15 protein-coding genes are annotated in these 19,073 nt (G+C 61.0%); 4 read left to right on the forward strand and 11 right to left on the reverse strand.

Going from position 1 to position 19,073, the window contains the following annotated elements; all coding sequences use genetic code 11:
* Positions 1-59: 59 nt before the first annotated feature.
* The 5 genes from ACILSE_RS03230 to ACILSE_RS03250 all read right to left on the reverse strand — a co-directional run bounded on the left by ACILSE_RS03230 (position 60) and on the right by ACILSE_RS03250 (position 6,923).
* A complete protein-coding gene (locus tag ACILSE_RS03230) occupies positions 60-2,255 on the reverse strand; it encodes a DUF1549 domain-containing protein (protein WP_395715909.1) in 2,196 nt (731 codons plus the stop codon).
* A gap of 155 nt (positions 2,256-2,410) precedes the next feature.
* On the reverse strand, positions 2,411-3,751 hold the full coding sequence (locus ACILSE_RS03235; RefSeq protein WP_395715910.1) for a DUF1501 domain-containing protein: 1,341 nt from the start codon (positions 3,749-3,751) through the stop codon (positions 2,411-2,413).
* A 97-nt stretch (positions 3,752-3,848) separates the two neighbouring features.
* Complete coding sequence (locus tag ACILSE_RS03240; protein ID WP_395715911.1) at positions 3,849-5,288, reverse strand: DUF1501 domain-containing protein; 1,440 nt, start codon at positions 5,286-5,288, stop codon at positions 3,849-3,851.
* 45 nt (positions 5,289-5,333) lie between these two features.
* Complete coding sequence (locus ACILSE_RS03245; protein WP_395715912.1) at positions 5,334-5,513, reverse strand: hypothetical protein; 180 nt, start codon at positions 5,511-5,513, stop codon at positions 5,334-5,336.
* A 48-nt stretch (positions 5,514-5,561) separates the two neighbouring features.
* Positions 5,562-6,923 (reverse strand): DUF1501 domain-containing protein, encoded by a 1,362-nt coding sequence (locus ACILSE_RS03250; RefSeq protein ID WP_395715913.1) that lies wholly within the window; start codon positions 6,921-6,923, stop codon positions 5,562-5,564.
* Positions 6,924-7,054: 131 nt separating this feature from the next.
* On the opposite strand from ACILSE_RS03250, the gene ACILSE_RS03255 reads away from it, so the two are divergent.
* The gene (locus tag ACILSE_RS03255; protein ID WP_395715914.1) at positions 7,055-8,005 is read left to right on the forward strand and encodes a galactose oxidase; all 951 of its coding nucleotides are present in this window, start codon (positions 7,055-7,057) and stop codon (positions 8,003-8,005) included.
* Here ACILSE_RS03255 and mfd read toward each other — a convergent pair.
* Positions 7,991-11,188 (reverse strand): transcription-repair coupling factor, encoded by a 3,198-nt coding sequence (gene mfd / locus ACILSE_RS03260; protein ID WP_395715915.1) that lies wholly within the window; start codon positions 11,186-11,188, stop codon positions 7,991-7,993. The genes ACILSE_RS03255 and mfd overlap by 15 nt on opposite strands.
* 80 nt (positions 11,189-11,268) lie before the next feature.
* Between mfd and ACILSE_RS03265 the strand changes: the two genes are divergently transcribed.
* On the forward strand, positions 11,269-12,630 hold the full coding sequence (locus ACILSE_RS03265) for a Gfo/Idh/MocA family protein (RefSeq protein ID WP_395715916.1): 1,362 nt from the start codon (positions 11,269-11,271) through the stop codon (positions 12,628-12,630).
* A 3-nt stretch (positions 12,631-12,633) separates the two neighbouring features.
* Here the strand turns inward: ACILSE_RS03265 and ACILSE_RS03270 are convergent, their stop codons facing one another.
* Genes ACILSE_RS03270 through ACILSE_RS03280 form a run of 3 tightly spaced genes read right to left on the reverse strand, consistent with a single transcriptional unit; the run spans position 12,634 to position 14,090 of the window.
* A complete protein-coding gene (locus ACILSE_RS03270; protein WP_395715917.1) occupies positions 12,634-12,879 on the reverse strand; it encodes a hypothetical protein in 246 nt (81 codons plus the stop codon).
* A gap of 45 nt (positions 12,880-12,924) precedes the next feature.
* Positions 12,925-13,311, reverse strand: a complete 387-nt coding sequence (locus tag ACILSE_RS03275; RefSeq protein ID WP_395715918.1) for a hypothetical protein — start codon at positions 13,309-13,311, stop codon at positions 12,925-12,927.
* Between the two features lie 32 nt (positions 13,312-13,343).
* On the reverse strand, positions 13,344-14,090 hold the full coding sequence (locus tag ACILSE_RS03280) for a sulfite exporter TauE/SafE family protein (RefSeq protein WP_395715919.1): 747 nt from the start codon (positions 14,088-14,090) through the stop codon (positions 13,344-13,346).
* 105 nt (positions 14,091-14,195) lie between these two features.
* On the opposite strand from ACILSE_RS03280, the gene ACILSE_RS03285 reads away from it, so the two are divergent.
* Complete coding sequence (locus tag ACILSE_RS03285; RefSeq protein ID WP_395715920.1) at positions 14,196-14,741, forward strand: hypothetical protein; 546 nt, start codon at positions 14,196-14,198, stop codon at positions 14,739-14,741.
* A complete protein-coding gene (locus ACILSE_RS03290; protein WP_395715921.1) occupies positions 14,738-15,340 on the forward strand; it encodes a hypothetical protein in 603 nt (200 codons plus the stop codon). Before ACILSE_RS03285 ends, ACILSE_RS03290 begins: the two co-directional genes overlap by 4 nt.
* Before the next feature lie 29 nt (positions 15,341-15,369).
* On the opposite strand, the gene ACILSE_RS03295 is transcribed toward ACILSE_RS03290, so the two are convergent.
* Entirely contained in the window at positions 15,370-17,367 is a 1,998-nt protein-coding gene (locus tag ACILSE_RS03295) for an FG-GAP repeat domain-containing protein (protein WP_395715922.1), read from the reverse strand.
* A gap of 23 nt (positions 17,368-17,390) precedes the next feature.
* On the reverse strand, positions 17,391-18,995 hold the full coding sequence (locus tag ACILSE_RS03300) for a fucose isomerase (protein WP_395715923.1): 1,605 nt from the start codon (positions 18,993-18,995) through the stop codon (positions 17,391-17,393).
* Positions 18,996-19,073: the final 78 nt, after the last annotated feature.

Below are 19,073 nucleotides of genomic sequence, written 5' to 3' on the forward strand. Positions count from 1 at the left end.
GAGTTGGATTTTGGAATGCGGACGAGGCGTCCGCGCTCCGCGTGAAGCTGCGCTCTCGATCAATGATTGAAGAGGAACTCCTTTGTGTTCAGCAGCGCCCACAGAATGTCCTCATAGGCCTCTTTTTTGCCTTTGAAGGCTTCGTCGCCGGTTTTGCCGGTGGTTTTCTTGTCGAGGTGAGCGCGGGCGAATTTCACCTCGTCGGCGTTCGGATCACGGCTAAGGGCGATGTGGTAGAGGTCGGTGATCTTGTCGTCGTCGGGGCGGGCGTCCTTGGTGAGCATGTCGGCGCGACCGTTGCCGCGTGAGAGCTGGGTCTGGATGTCGGCGGCGTTCAGCAGGTGCAGGCTCTGCGCGAGGCTGGCCTCCTGCGTGCGCTCGCATTCGCAGGCGCTGGAGGAATCGGGACGGCCGAAGACGCTGAGGAAGTAGGTGCTTTGGTTGTAGCTGTTGTCAGGAAGCGCGACGGCGCGGGTGCCGGGAGCCTGGCCGGCGAAGTTGCTTTCGACATCGAGCAGCGTGTTCACGGCGTCGTAGAGCACCTCGGCATTGAGGCGCTTCGGATAGTAGCGGCTGAAATTCTGGCGGTCCTTGGCGTTGTGCGTGTTCGGCACGGCGCTGAGCTGATAGGTCGTGCTCTTGACGATGGTGCGGATGAGCTTCTTCATGTCGTAGCCGCTTTTCACGAAGTCGGCGGCGAGTGCGCTGAGCAGTTCGGGATTCACGGGCGGGTTGGTCTCGCGCATGTCGTCCTCGGGCTCGACGAGGCCGCGATTGAAGAAGTGTTTCCAGTAACGGTTCACCAGCGTGTGGGCGAAGAAGGGATTGTCCTTCGCGCTCATCCATTCGGCGAGGGCGTGACGCGGATCCTGCTCGGGTTTCAGCTTCAAGGCGCTGCCACCGAGGCTGGTGGGCATGACGTTCTCCTTCGTGCGGATGTTCTGCGTCTGCGCGATGCCACGTTTGTGAAAGATCGTCTCCTCTCCGATGAAGGTGGATGGCTTGCGGGCCACGTTGCTGAAGAAAGCGGCGAAGCCGTAGTAGTCCTGCTGGCTCCACTTCTCGAAGGGATGATGATGGCACTGCGCGCACTGCATGCGCGTGCCGAGGAAGAGCTGCGCCACGTCCTCCATCTGCTGCTTCTGCTCCTTCACCTGACGATACCAGGCGACGGGCGGGTTCTGTTCGAGATCGCCTGCGGCGGCGACGACTTCACGCACAAACTGGTCGTAGGGCTTGTTGTCCGCGATGCTGTCGCGAATCCATGAGTAGAAAAGATAGCTGCCACGCGCGAAGGTGGGCTGCGTTCGTTGATTGCGCAGCAGGGCGCTCCACTTGTTGGCGAAGTATTCGGCGTATTCCGGGCTGTCGAGCAGACGATCGACGAGCGCGGTGCGCTTGTTCGCGTCCTTCGAGGCCATGAAGTCCTTCATCTCGGCAGCGGTGGGCAGGCGGCCGGTGATGTCGAGCGTGACACGGCGGACGAAGGTGCCGTCATCGGCGATGTCGGACGGCGGCATGCCGATGGTCTTCAGTTTCGCGAAGACGAGATCGTCCACGAAGTTGCTGACGGGCGGGAGTTTATCGACAGGAGCACCCAGCGGCACCGTCGCGCGGAACGTGCTCACCTTGCCCTGATAGCGCACCATCACAGCGACATCGCCCGGCAGATCAAAGAGCTGCACGCGGCCGGTCTCCGTCGTTTCGGCCATCGCTTTCTCATTTGCCTCATAGAGGGCGCGTTTGGTGACATCACGGGTGCTGCCGTCGGTGTAATGCGCGGTCACCTTGAGCTGTTGGGCGCCTTTGAGCGGCATGGTGAGCTTCGCGGGCTCCACGCTGATGCGCGCCATCTTCGGGTCGGTGTCCTTGCCATACGGCATGCCCTCGCGGATCCAGCGTACGAGGTCGGCGTAGTCCTCGGAGTTCGGGTCGAGCTTCTTGCCGCCGCCGTGGGGCAATTGAGCGGTGCCCTTGGTCAATAGAAGGCTCTGCTCCGGTGATCCCGGGAACACACGGCGGCCACGTGCCTCCTTCACGATGTGCTCATAGTCTTCCTGCGGCTCGAAACCGAGCAACGAGAGCTTGAAACCGTTCTGCCCGCCCGATTTTCCATGACATCCACCTGAGTTGCAACTGCCCTTCGTGAGGATGGGAACGATGTCGTTCGCAAAATTCAGCGGACGCGGTGCATCGGCGGCAAAAGCCGAAGAAGACGCGAGTGCGGCGAGGAGGGTGATGCGTGGCAGGTTCATGACAGCGAGAACCTACGGGCGAGAGGGCGAGATTTTGTCGTTTGAAACAAACTATGTCGTGCTCGCAATGACGAAGCCCAAATTCCGAATGGTGAATGAATCACGAATGACGCACTGACAGCTCGCCATTCGCCATTCTGGTTTCGTCATTCCAATCACACCAGCTCCGCCATCGGCAGATTGCCATCCACGAGATACTGTGGCCTGCCAGTAAGATCAGTGAGCGTGGCCTTGGTCACGTCGATGCCCATTTGTTTGTAGAGCGTGGCAAAAACTTCGCCGAAGGCGACGGGGCGGTCGGTGGGTTCGCCGGCATGCTTATCGGTGGCGCCGATGACTTGGCCGTGACGCATGCCGCCGCAGGCGAGCAACGCGGAGGCGACGCGCGGCCAATGATCGCGGCCGCCCTTGTCGTTGATCTTCGGTGTGCGACCGAATTCGCCCCAAACGACGACGGAGACATCTTTGTCTAGGCCGCGCTCGTGCAGATCGGTGATGAGCGCTGTGAGGCCGGCGTCGAGAAGCGGCAAATCCTCGCGAAGCTGGCCGAAGTTGTTTGAGTGATAGTCCCAGCGGCTGAAGGCGAGCGTGACGACACGCGCACCGGCTTCCACCAGGCGACGCGCCATGAGGAAGTGGCTGGTGAGACGCGGGCCGCCGTCGTCGCGGTTGCGGTTCTCGCCCTTGCCGTAGCGCTCGACGACTCGCGGGTCTTCTCGGTTCAAATCGAGGGCGTGGAGCAGCTTGGGACTCGTGAGTACATTGAGCGCCTGCTCATTGAAGACATCCACGCCGCCCATAAGGCCGGTGGCGTCGAGATCGCGGCGCAGATTGTCGAAACTGCTCAGCAGCGTCTTGCGATCACCGAGACGATCAAGCGTGATGCCATTGAGTGACATGTCCTCCGTGCCGCCGCCGCGATTCGGCTGGAAAGGCGCGTGCGCGACACCGAGATAACCTGGCTCGCCTGTGCGTGCCCAGGGCATGTGACCCATCTTTGGCGCGAGGCCGACAAACGCGGGCATGGCCGGATTCACGCTGCCTTCGAGCTTGGAAACGATGGAACCCATCGACGGCCATCCGCCAGGCGGCTGACGCTTCGCGCTGCGGCCGGTGAGGCACTGAAAGGCATCATGACCGCTGTCGCAGTCGGCTAGCGAACGAATGAGGGTGCATTTGTCCATCATCTTCGCGAGGCGCGGCAGGTGCTCGCAGATTTGGATGCCGGGGACATTCGTGGAGATCGGTTTGAACTCGCCACGGATCTCGCTCGGCGCATCCGGCTTCATGTCGAACATGTCCTGATGCGACGGGCCGCCTGGCAGGAAGACCATGATCACCGCCTTGTGCGACTTGCCCGCTTTCTGCGCCGCTTCGGCACGCAGCACATCATTCAACGACAACCCGCCCATGGCGAGTCCGCCGATCTTGAGGAAGTTTCGACGCGAAACACCATCGCAGAAGCCGCCGCTGGATTGGGAGTAGATGGAGAGCATGGCTGGTTAGGGTGGTTGGCGCAAACCTACGAGGGCACTGACAGCTCTCTTGCCGCCGTGGCGCTGATTGAAAAATGAGCGGACTAATCGGACCACTTCAGGTCAGCCCGCCAATCGGCGAACCCATGTAAAGCGTGTGCGGCCGGCCGGTGAAGTCTTTCCAGATCGTTTCGCGGGGCAGGCCGAGCGCTTCGTAGATCGTGGCGGCGAAGTTTTCGGGTGTTTGGGCGTCGCTGATGGGATAGCCGCCGATCTTGTCCGTCTCGCCGATGACGCGACCGCCTTGGATGCCGCCGCCGGCGAGCAGGATGCTCTGCGCGTGGCCCCAGTGATCGCGGCCGGGCAGGGCGGTGGCGGAGATACTCTTGATCTTGGGCGTGCGACCGAATTCGCCGGCCATGACGATGAGAGTCTCATCGAGCTGGCCGCTGGCGTCGAGATCCTCGATCAAGGCACTCACGGCCTGATCCATCGGCGGCAGCAGAAAGTTCTTCAAATTCGGCCACGCGGCCTGATGCGTGTCCCAGGTCTCGTTGTTGCCCAGATTCACCTGCACGAGCCGCACGCCGCTCTGAACGAGGTTTTTCGCCATGAGCAGCGACCAGCCGAAGCTGTGGCGGCCGTAGCGGTCTAGCAGCTTTGGATCGACTTTATCCAAACTGAAGGCGTCATGCACCTTGCGGTTGCTCAGCAGGCCGATGGCGGCCTGGCGGGTCGAATCGAAGGCCTCGTCGCCTGCGAGCCGCGTGAGGTCATCGGTCTGCTTTTCGAGCGAATCACGCAGCGACACGCGATCCATCACACGATCGAGCGTCAAACCCTGCGGCAGCGAGAGATGCGGCGCCTGAAATTTGAGCTTGTCGTCTTTTTCAAAGCCGCGCTCGTGATGAAACAGGTAGCCAGGATACGCGCCGTAGTGCTTCGGGTGGTAAGGCGACATCTCCAGGAACCACGGATCATGTTGCGCGCCCAGCATGCCGCCGAACTGCCCTGCGAGCGTGCGTCCCTCGCGATGCACGAGCTTGTCCGGCATCACGATGGCAGGCGGCAGGTTGTCCTTCCGCTTCGGCAGCAGCGCCGTGGCCAGCGCCGCGATGCTGGGATGATCCGACTTCTGCGGCTTCGCAGGGCTGAAGCCCAGCGGCGCATCGCTGCGGCCCGTGAGCATGATGTGATGCCCCAGCGAGTGATCGCTGCTGCCGTGTGTGAGTGAGCGCACCAGCGACCACTTCTTTGAAATGCGCGCGAGATTCGGCAGATGCTCGCAGATGTGCAGACCGGGCGTCTGGGTGCGGATCGGCTTGAAGTCACCGCGATACTCCATGGGCGCGTCCGGCTTCATGTCGAAGCTCTCATGCTGCGCCAGACCGCCGCTGAGGAAGATGTAGATCACCGACTTCGCACGCGCCGGCTTTGCCGGGGCCGTCATCGCCTGCAGAGCGCTGAGATGATTCATCCCCAAGCCCAGCAAGCCGACCGCACCCGCCTGAATGACTTCACGGCGGGAAAAGGGATGCGCTGGATGCGGCAGGGACATGCGCATTGAAGTACGCCTTGCTGCCGCGCAGCCTTTCCGGAGCGTTTATTTCCTGTTCCACGTGCCCAGCTTGACCTTGTAGTCGCTGCCGGGCGATTCCGCCGAAGTTTTCCGCAGCACCTGGGTGACGACGATCATTCCTTGTTTGATCTCCACACGAAGATCGAGTTGATCGCCCTCTTTGAGGTCAAGGCCCTCGGGAATGGTCGTCACAACTGGATACATGCCCGCCCTTAGACGCTGTGTTCTTCACAAGCAAGCCACGTCTGCGCCTCAAACCAGCTCCGGCATCGGCGACCAGCCATCGACCAAATACTGCGGACGACCGGTGAGGTCGTTGAGTGTGGTTTTGACGGTGTCGATGCCCATGAACCGGTAGAGCGAGGCAAACACCTCACCGAAATGCACAGGACGTTCGGTAGGCTCGCCGCCGAGCTTGTCCGTGGCGCCGATGACCTGACCGGTGCGGAATCCGCCGCCAGCGAGCAACGCGCCGCCGACACGCGGCCAGTGGTCGCGGCCGCCGTCCTTGTTCACGATCGGTGTGCGGCCAAACTCGCCCCACGCAACGACGGCGACGTCTTTGTCGAGTCCGCGTTCGTGAAGATCCTCAACCAGCGCGCTCATGCCTTGATCGAACAGCGGCAGGTGCTTGAGAAGCTGCGGGTAGTTGTTGTCGTGGAAGTCCCAGCGGCCGAAATTCAGCGTCACCACCCGCGCACCGGCCTCGACCAATCGACGGGCCATGAGGAAATGCTCGAGGTTCAGCGGAGCGCCGTCACCGTAGTTCTGCGTCTGGCCTTTACCATAGCGTTCGCGCGTTTTGACGGTCTCCTTGCTCAAATCGAGCGCGGTGAGCAGTTTGCTGCTGGTGAGCACATTCAGCGCCTGCTGATTGAAAGCGTCCATGCTGCCAACAAGGCCGCTGGCGTCGAGTTCACGGCGGAACTTGTCGAAGCCGGTGAGCAGCGAGCGGCGGTCTTCGAGGCGATCCAGTGTGATGCCATTGAGCTGAAGATCCTCCACGCCTGCGCCATTCGGACGGAAGGCCGCGTGCGTGTTGCCGCAGTAACCCGGATGCCCCGGTGAACCGTAGGGCGGATGTCCTGCCTTCGGCGCGAGACCGACAAACGATGGCACCGCAGGATCGGCCTGGCCTTTGAGCTTTGAAATGACCGAGCCAAACGACGGCGGATCGGAAAGACGGCCCACAGGTGCCGCACCACCGTTCGGAGGCGGTGGCTTGCCGGTGTAGCAGATGAAGCTGTCGTGCGCGCCGTTCGGGCTGCCATACATGCTCCGGATCGGCACCAGCTTGTCCATGATCTTCGCGAGACGCGGCGCGTGCTCGGAGATGTGGATGCCGGGGACGGCAGTCTTGATCGGCTTGTAGGGGCCGCGAATCTCCAGCGGCGCGTCCATCTTCAAATCATACATGTCCTGATGCGGCGGCGCGCCGCAGAGGTAGATCATGATGACCGACTTGAAGCTGCGGCCTGCTTTGGCCTCCGCTTCCGCCTTCAGCAGCTCCGGCAGCGACAGCCCTCCCATGGCGAGTCCGCCGATGCGCAGGAAATCACGCCGCGAGACGCCGTCGCAGAATTTGCCGTGGGTTTTGCCGGAGATGGTTAGCATGGACGCCAAAATAAGCAGCCAATGTGCCGGAACTATCACTGAACCTGCGTTAAGTGCACACTATGTGCCGCATGCTGCTTTGCCTGATCGCAGGCTCTACCGTATTCGCTGTTGATTTGCATTGGTCGCAGATGCCTCCGATTCCTGACTCTCGTGGCTTTGCCGGATCATTCGCGGGCATCAGCGGTGGATCACTCATCTTGGCCGGCGGCACGCACTTCATCGACAAGATGCCATGGGAAGGCGGCACGAAGCTCTGGTATGACACGGTCCATGAGCTGAAGGCTCCTGGTGGCGAATGGAAGGTGATCGGCAAGTTGCCAAAACCGAATGGCTACGGCGTGAGCATCACGACCAGAGACGGACTCGTCATCATCGGCGGCGGCAATGCCACCGAGAACTTCCGCGAGGTGTTTTGGCTCGGCAAAGACGCGAACTTGCCACCATTGCCGAAGCCATGCGCGTTCATGGCCGGCTGCATGCTGAATGACGTGATCTACATCGCCGGAGGCATCGAAACGCCGACCGCGACGAATGCGATGAACACATTTTGGTCGCTCGATTTGAAGAAAGCAGGCGCGTCATGGCAGGAACTACCGCCGTGCCCGGGCAGAGCACGCATTCTCCCTTGCATGGCCGCTGTCGGGGGCGCGGTGCATCTCTTCAGCGGAGCGTCGTTGCGCCCCGGCAAGGATGGCAAAGCCGAGCGTGAATGGCTGAGCGACGCGTGGCGCTTCAAATCAACTACAGGGTGGGAAAGACTGCCCGACATGCCCCGTGTGGCCGTCGCCGCGCCGAATCCAGCGCCGGTGAGCGATGACAACATTCTCATCTTCGGCGGCGATGACGGCACAAACGCGAACTTCGAGCCGAAATCGAAACACCCCGGCTTTCCACGCGATATTCTGGCCTTCGATCTCAAAACGCAGTCGTGGTCAAAAGCAGGCGAAGTGCCGTTTTCGCTCGTGACGACGAACGCCGTTCCTTGGAAAGACCGGATTGTCATCCCAGGCGGCGAGGCACGTCCCGGCGTGCGTTCGCCGCAGGTGTGGAGCGCGCTGCTTGATTCAAAGCGTCCGTAACATGGCCAGCGCCTCTTCGAGTTGCTTGTGGCCGGGCCCGTTGGAAAGACGCGGAAACTTGCCATTCACCATCACATGGCGACCATTCCGTGTCAGCATCAGTTTCCGTTCCTTGATCTCGACATCGGTGATGCCCGCATGGGATGCCGCCACGCGAATGCCGGCGCAGGTGAGGAGGTTTTGCACCGCATGCGGCAGTTTTTCGCCGAATTGATCCCGCCACTGGCCTTCGAGCTCGTCGAGTTCCTTGCGTGTCATGATCTCGCCGAGTTGGCGGTAGGCGGTGATGCGCATCTTGGCGTCTTCGATGAAGGTGGAGGGCAAAAACGCGGGCGTGGCGCCTTTGGCGGCCTGTAGCATGAGCGCCTCGCTCATGACGAGGAAGTCCGCACGCAGCCCCACCTCGACCGGACGCGCCACGCGGCGGCCCTGCATGCGGGCGACGCTTTGTTTGAGCATCTGACAGTACAAATCGAAGCCGATGGCGGCGATGTGGCCGCTCTGTTCGGTGCCGAGCAAATTGCCCGCGCCGCGGATCTCGAGGTCGCGCAGGGCGATTTTGAAGCCGCTGCCGAGGCCTGCGTATTGCTTGATGGCGTTCACGCGTTTGCGGGCATCGCCTGCGGTGACGGCATCGCGTGGAAGAAGCAGATACGCGTGTGCTTGCACGCCGCCACGACCCACGCGGCCTCGGAGCTGATACAGATCAGCCAAACCGAAGCGATCCGCGCGGTCGATGATGATGGTGTTCGCGTTCGGAATATCGACACCGCTTTCGATGATCGTCGTGCACACGAGCACGTCCGCCTCGCCATCGACGAAGGTGTGCATGATGTCTTCCAGCAGCTCGCTGTCCATCTGGCCGTGACCGACGAGCACGCGCGACTTCGGGCAGAGCTCGCGGATGCGCTGAGCGACCTTTTCGATGGTGGCGACACGGTTGTGCAGGAAGAAAACCTGCCCGCCACGCTCGATCTCAGTGTCGATGGCCTGTTTGATGACGCGTTCGTCATACGGGCAGATTTGCGTCTGCACGGCCTGCTTGTTCGGCGGCGGCGTTTCGATGGTGCTCATGTCTCGCATGCCCATCAGCGCCAGGTAAAGCGTGCGCGGAATGGGCGTGGCGCTCAGCGTGAGCACATCGACGAGCCGGAAGAGGTCTTTAAACTTCTCTTTGTGCTTCACGCCGAAGCGCTGCTCCTCGTCGATCACCGCGAGGCCGAGATTTTTGAAGCGCACGTCCTTCGAGATCACGCGATGCGTTCCCACAACGATATCGACCGTGCCTTCGCTGATGCCCTTCACGATCTCGCGCTCCTTGTTCGCGGGCGTGAGGCGGCAGAGCATTTCGACGGTCACAGGGAACTCGCTCATGCGCTGGCGGATGTTTTCCCAGTGCTGGCGGGCCAAAACGGTCGTCGGCACCAAAATGGCGACCTGTCGGCCTCCCATGACGGCTTTGAAGGCAGCGCGGATCGCCACCTCGGTCTTCCCAAAGCCCACATCGGCGCATAGGAGGCGATCCATCGGCTTTTCGGCCTCCATGTCGCGTTTGATCTCCTCCGCGCTGCGGAGCTGGTCGGGTGTTTCGCGATACAAAAACGATTCCTCAAACTCCACCTGCCACTTCGTGTCCGGCGGATGCGAGTAAGCCTTCAACGTCTGCCGCTCCGCCGCGACGCTGAGCATGCGCTTCGCAAAGTCCTCGACGCTCTTCTCGGCTGTGGCGCGAGTTTTCTTCCAACGCTGCTCGCTCAGCTTGCTCAATGTGGGCGCTTTGCCACCGACACCAACATAACGCGACACCAGATGCACATGTGCCAGCGGCACAAAGAGCTTCGCGCTGTCCGCGTAGTGCAAAACGAGCACTTCCTCCTTTTTACCGCCTTCACGCACCTCGATGCCCGCGTAGCGGCCGATGCCATGCTCGGCATGCACGACGAGATCGCCCTCGCGGAGCTCGCTGAGCACATCGCGGGCTTTTCGGAGCGTTTCGGCCTCGTCGAGCTTCGAGCCGCGCACGCGGCGGATGTGCTGATGACGGCCAAAAATCTCCGCGCCGGTCAAAACAGCCAGTTTGGCCGCTGGAACGGTGAAACCGCGATACAACAAGCCCAGCTTCGTCTCGACGGACGACGGCAGCTTGCTCTGCAACTCATTGAAGCGCTCCCGCTCGGCCTCGTTGTGGAAGAAGATCACCGTGCGCCAGCCCGCCTTGTGCCACTCCGTGATCTGCTTCGCAAAAAGCTCTCGCCGCGCCTCATGCAACACGAAATCCGACGCATCGAAAACGCCGAGCGGATTCTCATGAATGGCCGCCGTGAAGTCTTCGAGCCCTTCAACCTCCGCCGCGCCGCTGAGGATGCTCATGCAGGCTGGAAAGCCTGCATCACACTCGATCTGGATGATGAAATCGTTCGAGCGGAGATGGCCGCGAACGCGTCCACCTTCATCGGAGCCGTCGTTCATCGTCAAAATGACGCCTGCGCTGTCGAGACGTCGAATCGACGACTGATTGTGCAGATCGAAGGCGCGGATGGACTCCAGTTCGTCGTCGAAAAACTCCAGTCGCAGCGGTTCCTCGGCCTGCCAGGAGAAAAAGTCCACGATACCGCCGCGACGCGCAAACTGCCCGCGCTCCGTGACGACGGGCACGCGCTCGTAACCAGCCTCCGTCAGCTCTTTGAGCAGGATTTCGACATCCAGCTTCTCGCCGACTTTGAGCATGCGTTTCTGGTCGGTGATCTCCTCCAGATTCGGTGCCGGTTCGTCGAGGCTGTCCGCGCAGAGCACCATGACGGGCGATTCGCCCTCCAGCATGCGACTGAGCACTGCGGTGCGCTCCGCGAGCACCTCCGGGTCCGCGAAGGCGCCTTCGACGATCTGTCCCAGACGCGGAAAATACAGCGCCGGGCACTGCCACACGCCGAGTTCGGCATGCACGTGGTCCTGCGTCTTCACATCCGGGCACAGAATCCAAACGCGGCGCTTTTCCTTCTCCACCCGCCGCACCAGCAGCGCCGCCGCAAAGCCAAAGGCCTGCGGCGCGATGTGATCGAGCACCGAACGCGTCTTGAACTCCTTTTTCGAGAGCACCAGATCGACAAGGCCGAGTGCATCCCCCCGCGCACGGGTGGTGGGCGGTTTGTTCAGTCGGCTGGCAGCTCGTTTGGCGGAGTGCAAAATGAGAGAGGGCAAATGGCCTTAGCGGCCTGGATTCGCAAGGTTGAAGAAACGAATACAGCGAACGTTTAGATTCCGTCATGAGCTCGCCGACCACCTCACGCCGCCGATTTTTTCAGCACTGCACTGCCGCGGGAGCCGCGCTCGGTTTCCCCACGATCATCCCGTCCTCCGCGCTCGGCAAAGACGGCGCGGTCGCCCCTTCAAACCGCACCACGCTGGCGCTCATCGGCTGCGGCGGGCGTGGCACGGATGTGGTGAAAAACTTCCTCAATGACGAACGCGTGCAGGTCATCGCTGTGTGCGATGTCGAACGCGAGTCCGACCGCTACAACAAAGGCATCATCAAAAAAGCCGGCACCCTGGGCCGTGAGCCTGCAAAGCGACTCGTCGATCAAACCTACGGCACGAAAGGCTGCGCCGTGCACGAGGACTTTCGCGAGGTGCTCGCACGTGCCGATGTCGATGCCGTGCAGATCGCCACGCCGGACCACTGGCATGCCTTGCAGGCCGTCGCCGCCGCACGGGCGAAGAAGCACATCTACTGCGAGAAGCCGCTCAGCCTCACCATCGCGCAGGGGCGCTTCATGAGCGATGTCGTGCGGCAAAGCGGTGTCGTGTGGCAAACGGGCAGCCAGCAGCGCAGCGATGTCCACTTCCGCATGGCCGCTGAATACGTCCGCAATGGCAAGATCGGCAAGCTCAAGCAAATCCGCGTCGGTCTTGCGAGCGACAACCGCGACAACAACGGCTGCGCCTCGCAAACCGAGCCCGCGCCCGTGCCAGAAGGCTTGAACTACGACATGTGGCTTGGCCCCGCGCCCGAGGCCCCGTTTTGCCCCGCGCGACTGCACTCGAACTGGCGCTGGTTCTTCGACTACAGTGGCGGAAACATCACCGACTTCGGCGCGCACCATCTCGACATCGTGCAATGGGCGCTCGGCATGGACGAAAGCGGCCCCGTCGAGTTCTTCGACCTCAGCGCCGAATGGCCCGCGCCCGGCAGCCTCTACAATACCGCGCCGAAATTCGCCTTCGCCTACCGCTACGCCGATGGCACCACCGTCCGCGTGAAGGACAAGCAGGAGTTCGGGGCCGGCATCGCCTTCGAAGGCGAACTCGGCACCATCATCAGCGCCCGCGGCAAACTCGACATCAAGCCCGCCGAACTGCGCAAACCACTCGCCGAAGGCGATGTGCGCCTCTACGAAAGCAAGGACCACTTCCGCAACTTCATCGACGCCATTCAAAACGGTGCCAAGACCGCCGCGCCCATCGAATACGCCCACCGCAGCATCACCATCGCCCATCTCGCAAACATCGCCCTGCGCCTCCACCGCGAGAAACTGCGCTGGGATCCCGCCACGGAGCAGATCATCGACGACGCCGATGCCACCGCCATGCTGACGCGTCCGATGCGCGGGCCGTGGAAGCTGGTTTGAGTTTCAGTCTGTCACGGGAACCGCTTTGCGGGCGGCGGGTTCCTCCTCCGAAGCCCCGGCTTTGCGAACCTCCTCCTCAGGTTTCGTTGCGGCGCTGCGGCCCACGGCTTCAAAAGGAGCGGTGATCACCTTGCCCGTTGTCTCGACGGTTGTTGTCACGATGCTGCCCGCCGTTTTCACCGGCACGGTGACGAGGGAGCAGCCTGCAAGAGTGAAACTCAGAATCCCGATGGCAGCGTGTGTTTTCATCGCACGTACTAAACTCTGTCCGGGCGATTTGTCATCCCGGCTGCGTCATCGCGCAGGCTGTGGCGGGTAGGGATACCAGCGTCCTTGATACCACTGGCCCTGCGGCTGCTGGGGTGGGTAGGGATAGGCCGGCTGCTGTTGCGGATATTGCGGCGCATAATGCTGCTGGGGATAATACGATTGAGGCGGCGGATACTGCGCCGGGTGAGGCTGCTGCTGAGCGTAGCCTTGGGGCGGATAATATGGCTGTTGGGGTTGCTGCGGTGCCGGCTGACGGTGGCTGCCCATGGCCTGCACACCCGCTTTCGCGACACCGCCCGTGGCCTTGACCGTGGCACCGGCCACCGTGCCCGCCGCACCCAGCGGCACGGTGATCAATGAGCAACTGGCAAGACCGCAGCAGATCAGGATGGAGGCGAGAAGGTAACGCATGCGGAGGCAGATAGCCGTGATCGAACGCTTTGTCATCCAAACTGCCGCCAGAACATCACCACTGAGATCGCGAGGCCGATCGCCGTGATCAGATGCCGCACGCGCCGCGGCTCGATCCGCTGGGAGAAATGCGCGCCGAAGTAATAGCCCGCCAGCGCCCCCGCAGTCAGCGCCAGCGCCTGCGGCCAGTTCACCATGCCCGCCGCGATGAACCACACGGCCGCGACCACATTGATGAGGCTGCCGAGCAGGTTTTTCAGCGCGTTCATCTCATGGATGTGCGTCATGCCCATGAAGCCGAACGACGCCAGCATCAGAATGCCGATCCCCGCACCGAAAAACGCGCCGTAGATCGCCACGGGCAGTTGCAGCGCCAGCGAGAACCAAAGCGCCTTCGTTCTGCCTGCCGTTTGCGACTTCTTCAGAAAGCCCTGGATGAAAAACAGCACTGTCGCGAACAAAACGAGGAACGGGATGAGCTTCGAAAACTGGTCATCACTCGTCTGCGTCAGTAACCAGCTCCCAATGGCGGCACCGACGAGGCAGATCGGAATGAAGCGCCACATCAGGTGCCGGATCGCTTTCAGATGCGTGCGGAAGCTCACGATGCTGCCCGCCGTACCGATCACGAGGCCCACGGTGCTCGTCGCATTCGCCATCACCGGCGGTGTGCCGCACATCAGCAGCACCGGAAACGTCAAAAGCGTCCCGCCACCCGCGATCGCATTGATCGCCCCTGCCGCGCATCCGGCGGCGATGAGGGCGAAGAGTTCACCCATCGGGAATGCGTGGACCGTTAGATTCACCGAGACGAGGTCTTGGTGCCAATGACAGGTTCAAAAAAAGATTGAACCGCGATTTGGTCCTGTGTTTTTATGCCAAGCATGATGCAAAAAATCTTTTTGGGCGTGCTGTTGTTCATCTGCCTGTCATCGACGATGTTGGGCGCGGAACGTGTCCGGTTGAATGACATCATCAACCGCAAATGGAGCGACTACAAGACGCAGCCACGGCTTGAGCATGTCACGTTAACCACATGGGCAGGGCAAACCGAGTCCATGTCCGCGCATGCGGGAAAGGTGGTGATTGTCGCCAAGCTTGAATGCTTTGACAAAGCCACAGAGCGATCGGTGGACCGCCTAGAGGTCTGGTTAAAAAAATATTCTGCTCAAGGGCTTGTCGTTTTGGGTGTGGATGATGCCCAAGGCGGAGCCAAGAAGACAGAGGTGGAAGAGGCTGTGAAGAGGTGGAAAGTGACGTTCCCCATTTGCCGCTACATGAGCTTTGCGAGAGGGGCCATCGAATCAGGGTGGCAGATGAGCATGCCTGGAGTCCACATTTTCGACCAAACGGGCAAACTGGGATACCAAGGCCCCATTCTGGATAGCGAACCGAATGTCTTGCTCCAAAAGCTGTTTTCCAAACCATGAACATCCACATCCGCCTCCGCCAGATCTGTCTTCTCACCGCGTTTTTTACGTCAGCCACAGTTATCAACGCGCAAGGATTGGCTGCGCAAACACTCACCCTCGCAGACGCGAAGATCAATCAGGTGCTCAAGGGCGACCCTTCCATCCTGAACAGTTTAAACGGAAAGATTGTCGTGGCCCTCTGGACGCCTGACTATGTGGATACCACGCCCCAGCCTGCCGATCCCCCGTCCAACTGGAAAGGCAGTCGTGCCGCCTGGGCCAGATATCGGGCTGATTATCCGAAATCCCGGGAAAATGACATCAAACGGAAGTCGGATGTCGTGAAAGCGTTTGAATCGCTGCGCAGAAAATACAAAGACCAGCCCAATGTTGTTTTTCTCGGTCTTGCCATGAGCTCAACAAACAAGGGCAATGTCGATCAGACTGTGGAGCAGTTGAAGATGACGTTTCCTATTGCCAAGCCGGCCGATGATGGACAACTGCCTTCGCGGCATGCAAGTCATGTGATCATTTACGATGCCAGTGGCAAAGCTGTGCATACCGGCCCTGTTGACAACCACTCGGAGTCATTTCTCAGAAAGACGGTGAAGCCCTAAGTTTCGCCGGGCATTTTTCGCTTTTTCTCTCACTTCGCCTTCGGATTCCGCATGTAATAGAGATGGCCGTCCTCGGCACCGCCGACGAAGTCAGGGACGCCGTCCGCATTGAAATCGACAGTCGTGGGGCTGACGTCGTGGCCTTCGATGTTCGCATCGGAGAGCAGGCCCTTGTCGGTGAAGAACCATTTGCTGTCGGCGGCGCTTTCCTGGCGGAGGAAGTTGGCGTTGGCGGAATTGAGGAGGATGTCGAGCTGGCCGTCCTGATCCCAGTCCATGATGCAGAGCTTCCGACGGCCGCTCTTGCCAGCGATGCCACTGTTGAGGCGCAAAGGCTCGCCCGGCTTCATGGCGACAGGTGTTTTGACTTTGAGATGCTCCAGCGCCTTGTCCAGCAAACCGGGCTTCGCCGCGTCCTTGGAGGCACATATGACACGTTGCGGATGCTTGAGCACGAGTTGGTCACCCTGCTTCGCACGTTCGAAGAAGGCGAGGTAGCCTTCTTGATCGAGCATGACGAGGTCGGTGAGGCCATCCTTATTCCAATCGACGCCGACAGGCGTGGTGCGCCATTGCGTGAGCAGGGCTTTGCCTTCGGGACGCAGCCAACCGTACGCGAGATGAGGCTGCTCGCCGTTCCATTCGACCTCGATGGGCTGGGCGGCGGCGAGTTGCGGTTTTTGGCGTGTGCCGATGTTTTTGAACCACACGACTTTGCCGAGGATGGAGTTCAAAAGCAGGTCAGGCAGGCCGTCTTGATCCCAATCGGCCACGGTTTGCGTGGTGTAGCCCCATTTGGCTTCGCAGGGGCCTTGGATGCTGCCATTCGGGCCGGCCATCGGACGGATGATTTTGCCTGCGGCGGTGAGTTTGACCGGCGCGGCCCATTTCGGCTGCTCCACGCCTTTGCCGCTGAGATTTTCAATGAAGGCGACATAACCGGCGGTGTTGCCGCAGATGAGATCGGTGTCGCCATCGCCATCCCAATCGAACCCGACGGGCGTGACGAGGGCTCCGAATTTCACCTGATCGGCCTCCTGCTGGAAGTAGCGAGGCTCGGCATAGACCGGCGCTTTGGCGTCAAATTTGCCGGTGTGCTCGATGAAGGCCACGCGGCCGTCTTCATCGCCACAGATGAGGTCGAGGTCGCCGTCCTTGTCCCAGTCGATGGCCGTCGGCGTGATCATTTCGAGGTCCATCGTGAGGTACTTGCCCGTATCGGCTTTGAGGCGGACGCCGAGGGCATACTTCGGTTTGGTGCGGCTGCCGGTGTTTTGGAAATAGGTGAAGCCATCGAGGAACTCGCCGCAGAGCAGGTCGAGGTCGCCATCCTTGTCGAAGTCGCCAAAGTTCGGCGAAGGCCAGCCAAAGGTCTCCACGGGGCGGTCGGTGGCGTTGATCTTCTTCGGCTTGTCATACTTCGGCGCTTCGTTGGTGCCGGTGTTGCTCAACAGATACACATAGCCGCGAATGGGGCCGTTCATCCAACGGCCGTCGGCGGTGTAGGCATTGTCCCAGCCGTATTCGGTCCAGTCGCCCACCCCGACGATGAGATCGTTTTTGCCATCGCCCTCAAAATCGACCATGCGCCACATGTTGGCTCGGACTTTGTTCATGTGGACGTTTGCGGGCGGGCCGAGCTTCACCTGCTGCTCGATGCCGGTTTGGAGGAAATCGGGATGCGCATTGCCCGGCGTGAGCACGACGGGTTTGCCGTCGAGATAGCTCACCTGCACGTTTTGAGCGCCTTTGCTGATGCGCTTCGCCGGTTTGAAAACGGGCATCTTCGTCTTCGCGGTGTCGCCGCTGGCGTTCTCGAAGAAGTAGATGCCGTTGTAGGGTTTGTCCGGGCAGTTCACCACGAGATCGGGGTCGCCATCGCCATCGAAATCCATCGGCAGCGGCCAGGCCCACAAGCCGACGCCAAGATCGACGACGAGACCGGGGTTGTTGTACTTGAGCGGCGTGAGCGTGGACTCGGCGGCGAGAGCGGAGCCGCAAAGGATCGCGAGGAGAATATGCTTCATGGTCGGGAAGGGAGACGGTAATGCTAAGCGAGACGAACGTCGCCGCAGAACGAAACATGCAGGCCGAGTTCGCGCATGGCGGCGGCCTTGATGCGGGCGGCGCGATGCGCCTGCTTTTCATTCGGGCAATAGACCACCTGAATGTGGTTCGACTTGTGGCGGGCCATCATCTGGTCACGTGACACGCCTTTCAGCACCGTGTGCATGATCGGCCACTGCGGTGTAGTCTCCTGCCAGCGGCGATTCGTCTCGACCTCCGGCAGTTTCACCACCTCGGCGACGCCGATGTCGCAATGCAGCGCCCCATCCATCACAAACACACGGCTCCACACGATGTGGCCCGGCTTGCTGATGCCTTTCAACGTCCCGCCGCCGAGCCGGAAATACATCGCTGGCTGACGCTCGCTGCTCGCGCCCTTCCAGCCACCCATGAAATGCGCGGGCGGTGCCGCACCGCTGATCAGCAGCGCCCAGACGTAGTTTGGGCCGAATTTATCGCCCCAGCGCAGGTCGTGCAGCGTGTTTTCCGGCGCAAAGCCGAGCTCACGCCACAGGCGATACGTCACCAAGCCGTCGAGACCGGCGCATTCATCGACCTCATTGAAATGCGGCAGCGCATCGCCCTCAAACAGCATACGCTTGCCATCCACGCTGGGCACCGGCGGACGATCCGCGTTGTTGAGCATGCCTTCGACGAGGTCACTGGCAGGCGTGAGGTCCTTCAAGCCTTGCTGATACTGTATGCCGATGGCATCGCAGCCGAACTCGTCCGCCAGACGCACGGCAGCGATGTACATTTTGCACTGCAGCAGCACCTGCGGTTCCGTGAGTTCCGTGGCTTCATCAGCACCGATATTCATCTGCAAGCCCTTGCGCTTCAGCCACCCAAAAACCGCCCCCGCGTCCGCATCGCTCACGTTTTGCATCGCCGCGTAGAGCGTGGACTGACTCAGGCGCTCCTTGAAGCAACCCGTGGCGTGCAGCAGGTCGTCAGGAATGATCGCGTTGAACATGCCCATGCAGCCTTCATCGAAGACGCCGAGGATCGCCTTCCGCGTGCGGAAACGACGTCCAAAGTCGCGCCCGATCTGCTGATCCTCCGCCGGCAGCTTCAGCAATGTCAGATCACGCACATGCGATTGATCATGCGTGAGCTGGCCAGTCGTCAGCCACTCGCGCAGGCCGTTTTTGAAGTACGCATCGGTGAACGTCTCGCTCCACAGCGTCGAGTAAGTCACACCCGCCTTCGTGAGCGAGGCGTTGAGGTTCAGCAGGCCCACCAAGCCCGGCCACTGCCCGCTCCAGTTCGCCACAGTGAGGATCGGACCGCGATGCGTGGTCAATCCGGCCAGCACATGATGCGAATACTGCCACACTGCTTCTGCCACGATCAGCGGCGCATCGGGATCAATGCCACGGAACACCTCAATGCCCTCACGTTGGCTGGCGATGAAGCCGTGTTTTTTCTTCGGATCATACGGATGCGCACGCTTCACCTCAAAACCCTCGGTCTTGAGGGCTTTCGTCAGCGCATCCTCCATGGCCTTCTGCGCAGGCCAGCAGATTTGGTTTGCGGCGAGGCGCAGGTCGCCACTGGCGATGAGCTGGATGGTCGGTTTGGCAGGCATGGTCTGCGATTCTGCCATTCCCGGTGCCCCGACGGCAAGCCACACCTTCAGCGCATCTTTGGCATGCGGCTGACGATT

The sequence above is a fragment of the Prosthecobacter sp. genome, from assembly GCF_044236155.1.
GTDB lineage: Bacteria > Verrucomicrobiota > Verrucomicrobiia > Verrucomicrobiales > Verrucomicrobiaceae > Prosthecobacter.

Bases quoted from the DNA above. Each gene is read 5' to 3' on its own strand.
- ACILSE_RS03230 (WP_395715909.1), bottom strand. From the start codon at position 2,255: ATGAACCTGCCACGCATCACCCTCCTCGCCGCACTCGCGTCTTCTTCG.
- ACILSE_RS03235 (WP_395715910.1), bottom strand. From the start codon at position 3,751: ATGCTCTCCATCTACTCCCAATCCAGCGGCGGCTTCTGCGATGGTGTT.
- ACILSE_RS03240 (WP_395715911.1), bottom strand. From the start codon at position 5,288: ATGTCCCTGCCGCATCCAGCGCATCCCTTTTCCCGCCGTGAAGTCATT.
- ACILSE_RS03245 (WP_395715912.1), bottom strand. From the start codon at position 5,513: ATGTATCCAGTTGTGACGACCATTCCCGAGGGCCTTGACCTCAAAGAG.
- ACILSE_RS03250 (WP_395715913.1), bottom strand. From the start codon at position 6,923: ATGCTAACCATCTCCGGCAAAACCCACGGCAAATTCTGCGACGGCGTC.
- ACILSE_RS03255 (WP_395715914.1), top strand. From the start codon at position 7,055: ATGCCTCCGATTCCTGACTCTCGTGGCTTTGCCGGATCATTCGCGGGC.
- ACILSE_RS03265 (WP_395715916.1), top strand. From the start codon at position 11,269: ATGAGCTCGCCGACCACCTCACGCCGCCGATTTTTTCAGCACTGCACT.
- ACILSE_RS03270 (WP_395715917.1), bottom strand. From the start codon at position 12,879: ATGAAAACACACGCTGCCATCGGGATTCTGAGTTTCACTCTTGCAGGC.
- ACILSE_RS03275 (WP_395715918.1), bottom strand. From the start codon at position 13,311: ATGCGTTACCTTCTCGCCTCCATCCTGATCTGCTGCGGTCTTGCCAGT.
- ACILSE_RS03280 (WP_395715919.1), bottom strand. From the start codon at position 14,090: ATGGGTGAACTCTTCGCCCTCATCGCCGCCGGATGCGCGGCAGGGGCG.
- ACILSE_RS03285 (WP_395715920.1), top strand. From the start codon at position 14,196: ATGATGCAAAAAATCTTTTTGGGCGTGCTGTTGTTCATCTGCCTGTCA.
- ACILSE_RS03290 (WP_395715921.1), top strand. From the start codon at position 14,738: ATGAACATCCACATCCGCCTCCGCCAGATCTGTCTTCTCACCGCGTTT.
- ACILSE_RS03295 (WP_395715922.1), bottom strand. From the start codon at position 17,367: ATGAAGCATATTCTCCTCGCGATCCTTTGCGGCTCCGCTCTCGCCGCC.
- ACILSE_RS03300 (WP_395715923.1), bottom strand. From the start codon at position 18,995: ATGCCTGCCAAACCGACCATCCAGCTCATCGCCAGTGGCGACCTGCGC.